This is a genomic window from Agromyces cavernae, from assembly GCF_021044935.1.
GTDB classification, from domain to species: Bacteria; Actinomycetota; Actinomycetes; order Actinomycetales; family Microbacteriaceae; genus Agromyces; species Agromyces cavernae.
The window spans coordinates 187301-201289 of the sequence record NZ_JAJNMP010000002.1 but is presented as its reverse complement, the minus strand read 5'-3'; the positions used below and the strand labels follow the sequence as shown (position 1 = coordinate 201289).

General features: G+C 68.8%; 17 protein-coding genes and 1 pseudogene. 8 read left to right on the top strand and 10 right to left on the bottom strand.

The features are described 5' to 3' along the window. Position 1 precedes the first annotated feature (1 nt). The 5 genes from LQ757_RS07015 (at position 2) to LQ757_RS06995 (ending at position 4365) form a co-directional block, all read left to right on the top strand. Positions 2 to 1141 carry a threonine synthase gene (locus LQ757_RS07015; RefSeq protein ID WP_231046511.1) on the top strand — a complete coding sequence of 380 codons (1140 nt, stop codon included), beginning with the start codon at positions 2 to 4 and terminating at the stop codon, positions 1139 to 1141. Then, positions 1138 to 1803: a helix-turn-helix transcriptional regulator gene (locus LQ757_RS07010; protein WP_231046510.1), complete on the top strand. Its 666-nt coding sequence runs from the start codon at positions 1138 to 1140 to the stop codon at positions 1801 to 1803. Before LQ757_RS07015 ends, LQ757_RS07010 begins: the two co-directional genes overlap by 4 nt. Before the next feature lie 76 nt (positions 1804 to 1879). Beyond that, positions 1880 to 2707, top strand: a complete 828-nt coding sequence (locus LQ757_RS07005) for an ornithine cyclodeaminase family protein (RefSeq protein ID WP_231046509.1) — start codon at positions 1880 to 1882, stop codon at positions 2705 to 2707. Next, positions 2704 to 3831, top strand: a complete 1128-nt coding sequence (locus LQ757_RS07000; protein ID WP_231046508.1) for an alanine racemase — start codon at positions 2704 to 2706, stop codon at positions 3829 to 3831. Before LQ757_RS07005 ends, LQ757_RS07000 begins: the two co-directional genes overlap by 4 nt. Positions 3832 to 3867: 36 nt before the next feature. After that, positions 3868 to 4365, top strand: a complete 498-nt coding sequence (locus tag LQ757_RS06995) for an asparaginase domain-containing protein (RefSeq protein WP_231046507.1) — start codon at positions 3868 to 3870, stop codon at positions 4363 to 4365. 32 nt (positions 4366 to 4397) lie between these two features. Here the strand turns inward: LQ757_RS06995 and LQ757_RS06990 are convergent, their stop codons facing one another. Beyond that, positions 4398 to 5459 carry a DUF2867 domain-containing protein gene (locus tag LQ757_RS06990; protein WP_231046506.1) on the bottom strand — a complete coding sequence of 354 codons (1062 nt, stop codon included), beginning with the start codon at positions 5457 to 5459 and terminating at the stop codon, positions 4398 to 4400. A gap of 98 nt (positions 5460 to 5557) precedes the next feature. On the opposite strand from LQ757_RS06990, the gene LQ757_RS06985 reads away from it, so the two are divergent. Then, complete coding sequence (locus LQ757_RS06985) at positions 5558 to 6130, top strand: TetR/AcrR family transcriptional regulator (protein ID WP_231046505.1); 573 nt, start codon at positions 5558 to 5560, stop codon at positions 6128 to 6130. A gap of 7 nt (positions 6131 to 6137) precedes the next feature. Here LQ757_RS06985 and LQ757_RS06980 read toward each other — a convergent pair whose 3' ends face one another. After that, complete coding sequence (locus tag LQ757_RS06980) at positions 6138 to 7166, bottom strand: alpha/beta fold hydrolase (RefSeq protein ID WP_231046504.1); 1029 nt, start codon at positions 7164 to 7166, stop codon at positions 6138 to 6140. Continuing rightward, complete coding sequence (locus LQ757_RS06975; RefSeq protein ID WP_231047315.1) at positions 7163 to 7441, bottom strand: winged helix-turn-helix transcriptional regulator; 279 nt, start codon at positions 7439 to 7441, stop codon at positions 7163 to 7165. The genes LQ757_RS06980 and LQ757_RS06975 overlap by 4 nt, the downstream gene beginning before the upstream one ends. On the opposite strand from LQ757_RS06975, the gene LQ757_RS06970 reads away from it, so the two are divergent. Next, on the top strand, positions 7406 to 7582 hold the full coding sequence (locus tag LQ757_RS06970; RefSeq protein ID WP_231047357.1) for a hypothetical protein: 177 nt from the start codon (positions 7406 to 7408) through the stop codon (positions 7580 to 7582). The two genes, LQ757_RS06975 and LQ757_RS06970, sit on opposite strands and share 36 nt — an antisense overlap. Before the next feature lie 145 nt (positions 7583 to 7727). On the opposite strand, the gene LQ757_RS06965 is transcribed toward LQ757_RS06970, so the two are convergent. The 3 genes and pseudogenes from LQ757_RS06965 to LQ757_RS19525 form a co-directional block, all read right to left on the bottom strand. After that, on the bottom strand, positions 7728 to 8423 hold the full coding sequence (locus LQ757_RS06965) for an alpha-L-rhamnosidase-related protein (protein ID WP_308195616.1): 696 nt from the start codon (positions 8421 to 8423) through the stop codon (positions 7728 to 7730). A 138-nt stretch (positions 8424 to 8561) separates the two neighbouring features. Beyond that, positions 8562 to 9662: an ABC transporter substrate-binding protein gene (locus LQ757_RS06960; RefSeq protein WP_255681216.1), complete on the bottom strand. Its 1101-nt coding sequence runs from the start codon at positions 9660 to 9662 to the stop codon at positions 8562 to 8564. Between the two features lie 26 nt (positions 9663 to 9688). Continuing rightward, positions 9689 to 9970, bottom strand: a pseudogene (locus LQ757_RS19525) (ABC transporter substrate-binding protein); the annotation flags it as partial. A 67-nt stretch (positions 9971 to 10037) separates the two neighbouring features. Here LQ757_RS19525 and LQ757_RS06955 point away from each other — a divergent pair. Then, positions 10038 to 10235 (top strand): hypothetical protein, encoded by a 198-nt coding sequence (locus tag LQ757_RS06955; RefSeq protein ID WP_231047356.1) that lies wholly within the window; start codon positions 10038 to 10040, stop codon positions 10233 to 10235. A 15-nt stretch (positions 10236 to 10250) separates the two neighbouring features. Here LQ757_RS06955 and LQ757_RS06950 read toward each other — a convergent pair whose 3' ends face one another. Genes LQ757_RS06950 through LQ757_RS06935 form a run of 4 tightly spaced genes read right to left on the bottom strand, consistent with a single transcriptional unit; the run spans position 10251 to position 13985 of the window. Beyond that, the gene (locus LQ757_RS06950) at positions 10251 to 11054 is read right to left on the bottom strand and encodes an ABC transporter ATP-binding protein (protein ID WP_231046502.1); all 804 of its coding nucleotides are present in this window, start codon (positions 11052 to 11054) and stop codon (positions 10251 to 10253) included. Beyond that, complete coding sequence (locus LQ757_RS06945; RefSeq protein WP_231046501.1) at positions 11051 to 12100, bottom strand: ABC transporter ATP-binding protein; 1050 nt, start codon at positions 12098 to 12100, stop codon at positions 11051 to 11053. Before LQ757_RS06945 ends, LQ757_RS06950 begins: the two co-directional genes overlap by 4 nt. Beyond that, positions 12097 to 12978, bottom strand: coding sequence for an ABC transporter permease (locus LQ757_RS06940; RefSeq protein WP_231046500.1), 882 nt, complete (start codon positions 12976 to 12978; stop codon positions 12097 to 12099). Before LQ757_RS06940 ends, LQ757_RS06945 begins: the two co-directional genes overlap by 4 nt. Next, the gene (locus tag LQ757_RS06935) at positions 12975 to 13985 is read right to left on the bottom strand and encodes an ABC transporter permease (protein WP_231046499.1); all 1011 of its coding nucleotides are present in this window, start codon (positions 13983 to 13985) and stop codon (positions 12975 to 12977) included. The genes LQ757_RS06940 and LQ757_RS06935 overlap by 4 nt, the downstream gene beginning before the upstream one ends. Positions 13986 to 13989: the final 4 nt, after the last annotated feature.

The following is a 13989-nucleotide window of genomic DNA, read 5'->3' as shown; positions in this document are numbered from 1 at the left end:
GGTGAGCGCTTATCGAGATCAGGTGGACGGCAGCACGTATCCGTTGGACGTACCGCGGTGGCGTTCGGCGGCGGGCCGTCCGCTGTGGATTGATCCGGGGCCGGGAATCGGGCGCGACGACGTCGACGGCGCGGAGCGGTCGCTCTGGCGGTACCGGGCGGCGTTCCCGGTCGATATCGCGGCGCCCATCACGATGGGCGAGGGATTCACGCCACTGGTCGAGCACGAGTGGGTGGACGGATCGCGTCCGCTGTTCAAGGCGGAGTGGTTCAGCCCGACCGGGAGTTTCAAGGATCGCGGTTCGAGCGTGATGCTCTCATATCTGCGGGACCGAGGTATCTCGAGTGTGCTGGAGGACAGCTCGGGCAACGGCGGGTCGTCGGTCGCCGGCTATGGAGCCGCGGGCGGAATGCGGGTCAAGATCTTCGCGCCGGCCAGTACGTCGCCGGCGAAGATCGCGCAGGTCCGCGCCTACGGGGCCGACGTGGAGTTGGTCGAAGGTCCGCGTGAGGAGTCGCAGAACGCGGCGATCCGGCAGGCGACCGGTGACGCGTTCTATGCGAGCCACAATTGGCAGGCCTTCTTCCTGCAGGGGACGAAGACGCAGGCCTACGAGCTCTGGGAGAATCTCGGATTCCGCGCACCCGACAACGTGATCGTCTCGGTGGGGGCCGGCAGCAGCCTGCTGGGTTGCTACCTCGGGTTCCGGGAGTTGCTGAACGCAGGGCAGATCGCGCGGATGCCGCGCCTGTTCGCGGCGCAGCCGCTGAACTGTTCGCCCGTGGATGCGAGTTTCACCGCCGGCGTCGACGTCCCAGTGGCACGACCGGTGCGTCCGACGATCGCGGAAGGTACGGCGATCGCTCACCCGTTGCGGCTGACGCAGATGATCACCGCGCTGCGTGAGACCGGCGGGGCGACGGTTGCGATCCCTGAAGAGGACATCGTCCGCGCCCTGGATGCCCTCTGCTCGCGAGGATTGTTCGTGGAACCGACAAGCGCCAGCGCGGCCGCAGCCTATTCGACGCTGCTACGGTCAGGGAGCATCACACCGGCGGAGACGACGGTGGTGATGCTGAGCGGGTCGGGGCTGAAGGCCGCTCCGCTTGTGCTCGACCTGGTCGAGGGGGTGCGGGCATGACGGATTCTGCTGACCGGGTGCTGGACACCGTCCGCGGCCTCATCCCTGGGATGGCGGCAACGTTCGGCCGGTCTTGCGAGGTCGTGCTGCACGACTATCGAACCCCGGAACGTTCGGTGATCGCTGTCGCGGGAGATGTGACCGGCCGGCAGGTCGGGGATGGGATGAGCGACATCGGTCGGCGCGTCCTTGTTGCCGGTGACGCCGCAACAACGGACCTGAACTACCTCACCCGCACCCCCGGCGGCACGGTGTTGAAGAGCACGACCATCCCGCTGCGGGACGACGCGGGAAGACTGATCGGCGCACTCTGCATCAACGTCGACGTCACCGCCCTCGGCCGGATCTCCGACGCGGTCAACGACCTGATCGGGCTACCCGGCACCTCCACCGATGAGAGCGCACCGGTTACCGAGTTCACCGCTGGGCTGGTGGAGAGGACGGACAGAATCATCGAACAACACGAACGGGATGCTGGTGTGCCGGCGCGCGCGTTCGACCGAGGGACGCGTGTCGCCGCGATCCGAGACCTCGCCAACGCCGCCGTGTTCGAGATGCGCGGCGCAGCTGCCGTGGTGGCCGCCCGCCTGGACGTGTCCCGCGCAGGTTTGTACAACGACCTCAGAAAGATCAGGGAGACGCTCGATGCGGTATCTGAGTGAAGCGGTCACCAGCGAGCTGGTCGACGAGGAACTCGCTCTCGCAGCCGCTCGATCGGCGTTCACATCCGATGGGGCGGTGTTTCCGGTCGTGATCGGGCACACCCTCACCGAGGGGCAACGGTTCACCGTGAAGTCGGGCAGCACCGGCACCGCCACCGGGGTGAAGGTGGGCACCTACTGGCATGGAAACAGCGAGCTCGGCCTGCCACGACACGGATCCACCACACTGCTGCTCGACCCGGAAACCGGTCGACTCAGCGCCGTAATCGAAGCCGCCGCGGCGAATGCGATGCGCACCGCGGCCGCCGACGCGCTCGCTGTCCAGGCACTCGCCCGAGACGATGCATCCACCCTCACCGTCGTCGGTACCGGAACCCAAGCGTTCTACGAAGCCGCAGCCGTCGCCCGAGTCCGACCCATCGCCAGAGTGCTGATCAGTGGCCGAAGCGAGGCCAAGGCAGCGCAGCTGGCTGATCGGCTGTCCGCGCACCTCTCAGTCCCTGTGACTCCCACTTCCATCCAGGCCGCGGTCGAGGCCGCCGACGTGCTGGTCACGGTCACCACCTCCCGGGAACCGTTGTTCAACGCGGAATGGGTGCGACCCGGCACCCACGTCTCCGCCATGGGTGCCGACGGGCCGGGAAAGCAAGAACTTCCTACGGCCCTGCACGCCCGAGCCGCACTGTTCTGCGACGTCATCGAACAGACCCGCACCCTGGGTGAGTTCCAGCACGCACCGCAGCACATGCCGATCACCCCCCTACGAGACGTGCTCCGAGGCGACGCCCCCGGCCGCGTCATCCGCGATCAGGTCACGATCTTCGACAGCTCGGGATTCGCCTTGCAGGACCTCACGCTGGCCGAGCACATCCTGGCTGCCCACACCGCGCGGGAAGCGACATGAGCGACCTGACCATTCCTGACACGCCGTTCCTCGCCGTTGACGTCGACCGGGTCGACGCGAACATCGACCGACTGCGAACACGCCTGGACGCGCTGGGCATTCCGTTGCGGTTGCATGTGAAGACCGCGAAGTCCGTCGACGTCGCCGCCCGCGTGTACCCCACAGGTAGCGGCCCCATCACGGTGTCGACGCTCGCCGAAGCGGAGTACTTCGCCGACGCCGGGTACACCGACATCCTCTACGCCGTCGGCATCGACCCGCACAAGCTGCAACGCGCCGCCCAGTTGTTCCGCAGAGGGGTCGACCTCACCCTGCTCCTGGACAGCCCAGCGCAGGCCGAGGCCGTCGTCGCCTACTGCGCCGAACACCACGTCCGCCTCCCCGCGCTGATCGAGATCGACTGCGACGGGCATCGCGGCGGCATCCGCCCCGACGATCCCACCCTGCTCGAGATCGCGCGAATCCTCGATGCCGCCGGACTGATGCGCGGCGTGCTCGATCACGCAGGCGAGTCCTACTTCGCCGCGACCGGGCCGGCACAGCAGGACGCTGCCGAGAACGAACGCGCCACCCTCGTCGACGCGGCCGACCGGCTACGCACCGCAGGAGTGGAGTGCCCGGTGGTCAGCGTCGGCTCCACACCCACCGCACACGCCGCGACGACCCTCGCCGGCGTCACCGAAGTCCGCGCCGGCAACTTCGTCTTCTTCGACCTCGTCATGGCCGGCATCGGTGTCTGCCGAATCGAAGACATCGCACTGTCCGTCGTGGTCACGGTCATCGGGCACCAACCCGCCCACCGGTGGATCATCACCGACGGAGGTTGGATGGCCACCTCGCGCGACCGCGGCACCGCCCAGCAACCCGTAGACCAGGGCTACGGCCTCGTCGCGACCCTCGACGGTCACGTCATCGCAGATCTGATCATGGTCGCCGCCAGCCAAGAACACGGACAACTCGCCATCAGACCCGGAAGCAACCGCGACCTTCCCGACCTGGCCATCGGGACCCGACTGCGGATCATCCCGAACCACGCCTGCGCCACCGCATCCCAACACGAGCACTACCAGCTCACCGGCCAACACCCGCCCACGGGCACGTGGCACCGCCACAACGGCTGGTGACCCCGCCGGCTGCACGACAATCAAGGACGCCCACACATGACCGACCAGAGCGAGCTCGTGATCCTGGCTACCGGCGGCACCATCGACAAAACCTACACCCTCGCCGGAGAACTCGAGATCGGGCCCCCTGCCGCGATACGCGTACTTGACGGCATCGCCACGGATCAAACCATCCCGATCGAAGCCGTCATCGCCAAAGACAGCCTCGACTTGACCGACGACGATCGTTCCCGGCTACTCGCGCGAATCGCCGAGATCGCCGCCGACCGCATCGTCATTACCCACGGCACGGACACCATGACCGACACCGCCGACTACCTGAGCGAACACGCGCCGCCCGACAAGACCATCGTGATCACCGGTGCCCTGCAGCCCGCAGCGATGAGTCGCACCGATGCGCACTTCAACCTCGGCTACGCGATCGGAGCCGCCCAGACATCTGCGCCGGGGGTCTACATCGCGATGAGCGCTCGGCTCTTCGCGGCCGGCACCGTCACGAAGAGAACCGAAACCGGGAAGTTCGACCTGATCTGATCACGCACCAACGAACCGCCCGATTCGGTCCCTCATCCGCGAGAGCGAGGCGTCGTACTGACGCCCGCGGGTGCGTCGCGCAAGAGACGTGCGGTCACGACCCGGTGCATCGGCAGGATGAGCTGCCAGACGATCCGCCCGCGCATCCGCCGGTATCGGACGAAGGTCGCCAGCGTCACCGTGTCCCCATCGACGCTGATGACGAGCTGGCCGGTGAGATCCTTCGACGAGGCCTCCAGTCGCACCCAGTCGACGTCGCGGGCGACGATCGGCCAGCCCGCCACGGTGTCGGTTTCGCCGAGATCGGAGAGACGCAGACCGAGCACCCGGCGCCAGATGAACTGGCCGCGATCGCCCAGGCCGTCGAGCAGGGCGGAGGCCCATTCGACCGGGTCGACACGCACCGCCGTCCTGATGGCCACAGCATCGACCGCGTCGGCGTCGGGATCGCCGAGCAATCGGATCGGGGCGGACAACTCGGCACTGCGGAGCCGCGCGACCCGCCCGCCGTCCGCGGTCTTCCGTGCCCGCCACGCCCCCTCCCACTGCCGGGTCAGCGACGGATAGACGATGAGGTAGCGGAAGGGCAGGATCGCCGCTAGGTACATGCGGCCGAAGAGTCCGTTGGGGCGCACGAGCACGGCCATCCGAAGTTCGTATCCGTTCGCGCCGGGCACCCAGCCGAGGTGCATGATCGTGTGCACTGTGCGGTTCGCCAGTTCGCTCGCGAGTTCGTCTCGCACGCGGTACGCCGGAATGAAGACGCTGTCGTACGGCTCCCCCGCGACCGTCTGGCGAAGCCCTTCGGGGAGTCGGTCGCGCACGGCTGTGACGCGAGCACCCAGCCCGCCGCCTCCGTCGTCCCAGCCGAAGAGCGCGCCGAGGCGCCACCGCAACGCGAAAAGCGCCCGAGTGAGCCGCGACGACGAGCCGGGACCTCCCGCGTCGCGCATCGCGTCGACCATGGCGTCGAAGTCGTCAGCGCCGGCGCCGGGCGTGCGGAACGACCAGACGTCTTCGACGTCGAACTCGGGCGCGAACTCATGGATGCGCCATGGTCGCTCCAGGTGGGCGGATATCGGCAACCGCGTCATTTCTCCCCCTCGGTCTCTACGGATGCGATCTATACGGGTGCGTACAATCCACACTGTAGCAAGTCTGTACGCTGTCGTATAGATCAGGAGGAGACGAGATGGCTCGTGCGCGCACACCCCGTTCGACCTGGATTCGCGCCGGCCTCACGGCCCTCGAGGAGGGCGGGCCCGACGCCGTACGCATCGAAGCGCTGGCGAAGCGCCTCGGCGTGACCAAGGGCGGGTTCTACGGCTACTTCACCGGCCGAGAGGAGCTCTTGACCGAGATGCTGGACGCGTGGGAGCGCGAGGCCGCGAACGCGGTCATCGATGAGGTCGAGGCCGGCAACGGCGACGCGTACGAGCGGCTCCAGTCGCTGTCGCGGAGTGTGCAGGAACGCGACGGCATCATCGGCCTCGAGCTCGCGATCCGCGAGTGGGCCCGGCGCGACCCGAGCGTGGCCGAGCGCATCCGCCGCGTCGACCGTGCACGCGTCGGCTACCTCCACGCACTGCTGCTCGAGGCGACGGGCGACGAGCAGGAGGCCATCGCGAGCGCCGCGATCGCGAGCGCCGTGTGGATGGCGGGACACCTCATGCGGTTCGACGTGGCCGGGCACGATCACGACGCCGTGCGCCGGCTCGTCTTCGAGCGCACGATCTCGCCACCCGCCCGAAGCGCACACTCATAGCGGCGGCTCATCGAGGCGTTCGCTGCAACACCTTCTCCTCGAGGATGCCGGCGAACCGTTCCACCGCCGCGAACTCGACCAGGTGCCCGACGTCCGGCACCGTGACGAGCTCGGTGCGCGGCGAGTCGACGCGCGGGAGCAGGGCGCGGACGGCGCTCACCGGGTTCACGAGATCGCCCTCGCCGTGCACCATGAGGACCGGAATCTCGTACCGGCCCGCGACATCCGGATCGCAAAGCTCCGCGTAGAGCTCGTCGCGCGCGATCTCCATGCTCTTCCCAATGGCACGGATGTCGCTCATCGAGTAGTCCGGCGTGAACATCAGCGCCGGCAGCATCAGGTCGTAGACCATGTCGGGCACCTGCGGCGAGGCCGCGATGGCATGCTTGCTGACCTCCTCCGCCTGCGCGGGGGTCCAGCCCAGCGGGTCGGGGCCGATGGCATCGAGTGCCGCGACGCGCTTCCGCTTTCCGCGACGCTCGAGCTCGGCGCGCGTCTCCCGCCACGAAGCCGCCCGGCTCCCCACGCCGACCTGGTTCGCGCCGACGAGCTGGCTGAAGAGCTCGGGGGCCTCCATGGCCATCTGCGCGGTGATGACCGTGCCGACCGAGCTGCCCATCAGCACGATGCGCTCGGTTCCGAGCTCCCGTGTCAGCCAGCGCGCGAGCTCCACACCGTCGGCGGCAAGCCTCGCGAGCGTGAGCTCGGCATCCGCGCCGTTCCGGACGAACGTCCGGCCGACGCCACGCTGGTCCCACTGCACCACCGTGAAGATCCGCTCCCACGCCTGCAGCTGCGGATTGAACGGGATGTACGGCGAGGCCGGTCCGCCGGGGATGACGAGCAGCACCGGATTCCCCTGGCTCGCGCTGCGAATCGTGATCCACTGGTCGACGCCGCCGAGCCGGACCCATTCCCGCCGGTCGACTCCTTCCGTGGTCGACGCGACGAGGGCGCGAGCGTTCCGCCGCCGCTCGGCTGGGCGGCGCAGCATCGCGGTGAAGGGGGCGAACGCGTGTTGGATCGTGGTGCTCATCGGCCGACCCCCAGTCCGGCGGCGAGGCGCTGCAACTGGTCGCCGAGCACCTCGCTGTCGACGCCGGCCGAGGCCATCGCCGCGTCGAACATCGGCCCTGTCATCGCCCGGACCGCCGCGACGATGCGGCGCCCCTCCTCCGTGATCACCACGCGTCGCTCACGACCGTCGACGGCCTCGAGCGTGACGGCGCCGCGCTCTACCAGCTCACGCATCATGGCGCTCACGGCGGGCTCCGTGTGGCCGAGGGCATCCGCGAGCGCGCGCTGGCTCATCGGCCCGTCGCGCTCGATGACGAGAAGCGCGATAGCGCGGCGGTGCGAAACGCCGAGCTCGTGGCGGACTGTCCGATCCGCCGCGCGATCCATCTGGTGGACGATCCGGTGCAGGAGATGTGGGATATCGATCACACTTAAGACGTTAAGTGTTTATGGCGCACACGTCAACCCGTGAGAAGGCCCTGATGCGCCCACTCCAATCCGCAATTGCAGCCCACCCAACGAGCCGTCCGCAAACGTCGACCATGGAGAAGCCCGTCAAAGGCCTGTCGGGCGCAACTAGTCAGAGCTGGTTTGGCGACGCCAGTCGCGAGCCGCGTTCGGTCCCCGCTCGCGAGGTGCACCGGGGAGTGATGCCTCCCCGTGTCTCCGCGAGATGCGCGAGTGTGTAGTGGAGGTACGCGGTTGGCTCCTCAGTGCGCGGCGGCGCCGCCCTCCCGGAGACCTTGTCGCGGAACTCCTCAGGCTCGAGCCATTCCCCGAGGTGGAAGCCCTTCTCATAGACGTACCGGTTGTAGGGGTTGGCGGCCGCCGCCTGCTTGTCCTTGTGCCCGGATCGCGCGAGCATGAACGTCGCGTAGGCCCGCATCATCGGGTAGAACTCGCGGATGAGGTCGGTGTCCCCGTATCGCTTCCAGAAGCGGTATTGAACCAACACGAGCGCGTCGCCCCAGCCGACTGATCCCCCTGTCGCGTCGTACATCATTGCGATGCCGTTGTATGGGACGACGGCCGCCACCTTGCCGGAATTCGCCTGCGCGTCCTGGACGTCGCGGAGCCACTTGCGAAAGAAGCTCGCGACGCCCATAAGGTAGGCGGCGGTGTCGAAGAAGACCTGGGCGTCGCCCGTCCAGCCGAGTCGCTCACGGGTCGGGCAATCGGTGGGCACGTCGAGGAAGTTGCCCTTCATGCTCCAGCGGGTGTTCTCGAGGAACCGGTTGACGTCCGGATTGGAGGTGAGCCGCTCCTGCTTCGTTATGAGCAGGAGTTCGGTGGCGCGGCCGAATTCCTTGACCGGAGGCCAAGTCTGCGTTCGAGCAGGCCCTGGCCTGAGGCAAAAGCGCCGAACGGCGGGCCCCCGGAATCCGGGACCCGCCGTTCGTCGAACCGCGCGACGCTACTCGGCGCTGCCGAGGTGAGCCGCCCACGGATACCAGACATAGGAGAAAGAGGCGGGTGCTCCGGTGATCCGCTTGTTCATGAAGACGTCGTTGTCGAGGCGGACGCCCGGGAACATCGGCCCCATCTCCTCGTACAGCTGCTGCTCCATCTGCACGACGAGTTCGGCGCGCTCGGCCTCGTCCTCGGTGGCGACGGCCTCGTAGTACAGCTCATCGATGCCGTCGTAGCCCGACTGGTTGAAGATGCCGGCGGTCACCGCGGTCGCCGAGATCCAGTCGAGCGGGTTCGGCACGCCCGCCCAGAACTGCGTGTAGAGCAGATCGGTGTCGCCGCGCGTTGCAGGGTCGTAGAGGTAGTTGGAGTAGCCGGTGGCCGGCACGACCTCGAGCTCGAAGTTCAGGCCGATCCTGTCGGCCGCGTCCTTGATCGCGACGCCGAGCTGCTGCGTCTCGCTCTGTTGCGGCACGACGAGGCTGATCGCGTCGGACTTCACGTCCGCGGGCAGGGCGTCGACGAGCTTCTTCGCCGCTTCGATCTGCGGAGTGCCGTCGGTCGCGACGGTATCGGCGTACGCGGTCAGCTGCTCGGTCGCGAAGCCGTAGGCGGCCGGCGGGGTCTGCAGCGCCGAGGGGGTGCCGAGGCCGCCGTAGACCTGCTCGCCGATGCCCTTCCAGTCGATCGCGAGGTGCAGCGCTTTGCGCGCGTCCGCGTTCCCCATCGGGCCGTCAGGGTTCGCCACGACCAGCGTCGTCTCGAGCGGGGCCGGGCCGACGTAGTAGTTGCCCACGCCCGAGGCGTTCAGCTGGGCGACGCCCGAGACCGGAACGCCGAAGGTGCCGTCGATCTGGCCCGACTGCAGGCCCGAGGTGATCGCCGCGTCGTCGGTGAGGAAGGTGAACTCGATCTGCTTGGCCTTGGGCTGCAGCTCCTGGTTCCAGTAGTCGTCGTAGCGCGCGACGGTGATCGACTGCCCCTGGGTCCACTTCTCGAAACGGAACGGTCCGGTGCACATGACGCCTGTCTCGGGGCTGCCGAAGCCCTCGCCGGCCTCCTCGGCGAACTCCTGCTGCACGACGACGCCCGCGAAGTTCGCCAGCTCCTGTTGAGCAGGTAGTCGGGCGCGTTCAGACGGATCGTGACCTGGTGCTCCCCCGTCTTCGCGATCGAGGCGACGTTGAGGTAGAGATAGTGCGAGAAGCTCGTCGGATCCGTGAGGTGGCGGTTCAGGCTGTAGACCACGTCGTCGGCCGTCATCGGCGTGCCGTCCCAGAAGGTGACGTCGTCGCGCAGCTCGTAGACCCAGGTGAGGGGGTCGGGGTTCGAGAACGACTTCGCGAGGTTCGGCTCGATCTCGAACTCGGGGGTCTGCACGAGCAGGTTCTCGCAGAGGTTCGAGTTGATCATGTTCGGCGTGTAGTCGGCCGAACGGTACGGGTCGATGGTCTGCGGCTCGCCCTGGAAGACGTTCCACGTGATCGTGTCGACCTCGCCCTTCGCGGTTGGCGTGAGCGTGGTGAGCGCGTCGGCTCCCTGCGACGGGGTGTCGGTGGATTCGCCCGCGCTGCAGGCGGTCAGGGCGACGACGGCGGCGATGCCGGCGACAGCGACGGCAGCGCGGATGCGCCTCGTGGTGGTGTGCATCGGATGCTCCTGGTTCAGGATGTGGTGATCGCGGACAGGGTGTTCAGGATCGTGCGAGGGATGCCGGATCCCAGCCGTCGCGCGGAACGCTGTCGCGCAGCAGGCGGGTGTAGGCGTGGTGCGGGTCATCGAGCACGGCGGCGGTGGCGCCCTGTTCGACGACGGCTCCGTGGCGCATGACGATCGTGTCGTCGCACACCTGGCGGATCACCGCGAGATCGTGGCTGATGAACAGGTAGCTCACGCCACGCTCGTCGCGGATGTCGGAGAGGAGGTTCAGGATCTGCGCCTGGATGGAGACGTCCAGGGCGGAGACCGCTTCGTCGAGGATGAGGATCTCGGGCTCGGCCGCGAGGGCCCGGGCGATCGCGACGCGCTGCCGCTGACCGCCCGAGAGCGCCTTCGGCAGGGAGTTCAGCTGGCGCTCGTCGAGGCCGACGAGCTCGCCGAGCCCGCGCACGCGTCGCTTCGTCTCGTCGCGGCTGAGCTTGAAGTGCACGCCGAGCACCTCGGCGAGGCAGTCGCCGATGCGCTGGCGCCGGTCGAGCGAGGTGTACGGGTCCTGGAACACGATCTGGACGTTCCGGCCGCGCTCGCGGAGGGCCTTCGCGGTACGAGCCGGTTGCGTGCGGTCTTCGCCTCGGAAGAGGATTCGACCCCCGCTCGGCTTCTCGAGGCCGATGATCATGCGCGCGGTGGTGGTCTTGCCCGAGCCCGACTCGCCGACGATGCCGAGCGAGCCGCCGGATGCGAGCTCGAAGCTCACGTCGGCGACGGCGGTCGTCTCGGTGCGCCCGGATCCGAAGCGCTTGGTCAGGTTCTCGACGGCGAGCAGCGGTGCGCTCATCGGGTCGCCTCCTCCGCGGCATCCGCCCGCTGGTGATCGGATGCCTCGTCGCCGGCACCCGTCGTCGCGAGCAGCCGTCCGTGCAGGTCGGGCATCCGGATGCAGCGGGTCGAACCCTGCTCGCCGATCTGCAGCAGTGACGGCACCGCGCGGCGGCATGCGTCCTGCGCGAAGCGGCAGCGCGGGGCGAAGGCGCAGCCGCCGGGCGCCTCGTAGGCGGTGGTCGGGTGGCCCGGGATCGCCGGCAGGCGACGTGCCCGGTGGCCGATCTCGGGGCGGGCCTGCACGAGCGCCGCAGTGTACGGGTGCAGCGGGTCGCGGTGCAGCTGCGTCGAGCGCTGGCGCTCGACGACCTGGCCGGCGTAGAGCACGATCGTGTCGTCGCAGACGGCGCCTGCGAGTTCGAGGTCGTGCGTGATGAAGAGCACGGCCATGCCGTACTCGGCCTGCATGCGGGCGAGGATCGACATGACCTCGGCCTGCGTCGTCACGTCGAGTGCGGTGGTGGGCTCGTCGGCGAGGATCAGCCGGGGGCGCACCGCGACGGAGGCCGCGATCATGACGCGCTGCAGCAGGCCGCCCGAGAGCTCGTGCGGGTATTGGCGGAGGCGCCGCTCGGGGTCGCTGATGCCGACGTCGGCCAGGAGCTGGATCGCCTTGGCCTCGGCGGCGCGGCGAGGCATCCGGTCGTTGGTGCACAGTGCCTCGGTGAGAAAATCGCCCATGCGGCGCACCGGGTTGGTGTGCGCCCGCGCGTCCTGGAACACCATGGAGACGTCGCCGGCCCGGTACCTGCGAAGGGCCTCGCCGCGGAGGTCGAAGACCTCGGCGCCGTCGAAGCGCACGTGGCCCTTTACGTCGGCGCCATCAGGCAGCAGCCGGGCGATGGTGCGAACGGTCATCGACTTGCCCGAACCCGACTCGCCGACGAGGCCGAGGGTCTTGCCGGCCTCGAGTTCGAGGTCGACGTCGCGCAGCACGGTGCGAAGCTCCCCCATGACGGGGAGTTTGACGGTGAGGCCGTTGACATTGAGGAGCGCGGTCATGCGCGGACCTCCGATCGTTCGTTGAGGCGGTCGCCGATGACGTTTACGGCGGCGACGGTGATGACGATGAGTGCGGAGGCGTACAGCGCCTCGGCCGGGTGGCCCTGCAGGATGCCGCCCATGCCGGTGCCGACCATGGCGCCCCAGTCGGCGGTCGGCGGCTGGACGCCGAGGCCGATAAAGGAGAGGCCGGCGAGGTCCATCAGGGCGAAGCCGAACGCGAGGGTCGCGTTCGCGACGATGAGTCCGGCGATGTTCGGCAAGATGTGCCGCAGCGAGATCCACGCGCCGTGGACGCCCTGCACGCGCAGCGCCGCGACGTAGGGCAGGTTCCGTTCGCGGAGCGCGGCGCTCCGCACGATGCGAGCGATGTAGGGCAGGTAGGCGATCGAGAGCGCCGCGATCGCGGCCGGCAGGCCCGCACCGAACAGCGCCGTCGCGAGGATCGCGAGCAGGAGGCCGGGGAACGCGAAGATCGCATCGATCACGCGCACGACCATCTGGTCGAACCAGCCGCCGAACCACACGGCGGTCAGCGCGAGCGCCGTGCCGAGGATGGTCGAGCAGAGGACGACGAGGAACGGCCCGATGAGCGCAGTGCGGCCGCCGAACACGAGGCGGGCGAGCAGGTCGCGGCCGCTGGCGTCGGTGCCGAGCGGGTGCACCGCGCTCGGCCCTTGGAAGGCCTCGGAGAGGCTCACCGCGTTGGGGTCGGTCGTGACGAGGAGTGGGCCGATCGCGGCGATCAGCACGACCGCGGCGAAGGCGCCGAGGGCGATCCACCCGGACACCCCGAGCGAGCCGGCATGGCGCAGGCGCCGCGCAGTGCGCGCGATGATGCGCGCCTCGACCTCGACGTTGTCGGCGACGGCGGTCATGAGGTCCTCCTTCCGAGGCCGATTCGCGGATCGAGCAGCGCGTAGGCGAGGTCGATGACGGTGTTGAGCACGATGAACGCGGCGACGTAGACGAGGCAGATCGCCTGCACCACCGGGAAGTCCTTCTGCTGCACGCTCGAGACGAGCAGCTGCCCGAGGCCGCCGAGCTGGAACACCTGCTCGATGACCACGCTGGCGGCGATGAGGCCTGCGATCGTGAGGCCCGCGACCGTGAGCACCGGCATCGCGGCGTTGCGGATCACGTGGCGCTGCACGATGAAGCGGCGCGGCAGCCCGCGGCTGATCGCGGTCTGCACGTGGTCGGCCGACAGCTCCTGCCGGATCGCGGCCTGCGACAGCCGGCCGACGAACGCCACCGAAGCGAGTGCGAGCGCGATCGCCGGCAGCGTCGTGTGGTGCACCGCGTCGAGCCCCGGCGTGCCGGCGCCGAACACCGGAAACCAGCCGAGCTGCACGGCGAACACGAGGATGAGCACGACCGCGGCGACGAATGTCGGCACCGCCATCACGGCGGTCGCGCCGGCCATCATCGAGCGCGAGAGCAGGCCGGGCTTGAGCCCGGCGTACGCGCCGACGGCGAGTCCGGCCAGGAGGACGATGATCGCCGCCATCATGATGAGCAGTGCCGAGGCAGGTGCACGGGCGGCGAGCACCTGCGAGACCGGCTGGTTGTAGATGATCGAGGTGCCGAAATCGCCGGTCAGGGCGCCGCCGAGCCAGCGCAGGTACTGCAGCCACACGGGGTCGTCGAGGTGGTACTGCGCCTCGAGGACGGCGATCGCCTCGGGCGTCATCGAGCGCCCCTGCGTGAGGAAGCTCAGCGGGTTGCCCGGGGCGGCGTAGAGGGCGCCGAACACGACGAGGCTCGCGACGAAGAGGGTCGCCAACAGGCCGCCGATGCGGCCGAGAACGAAGCGAACCGTCTGCCGGCCGCTGCCGCGCTTGCGGGCGACGGCCTGCGCGGCGACCACCGTGGTCTCGCTCATGCGT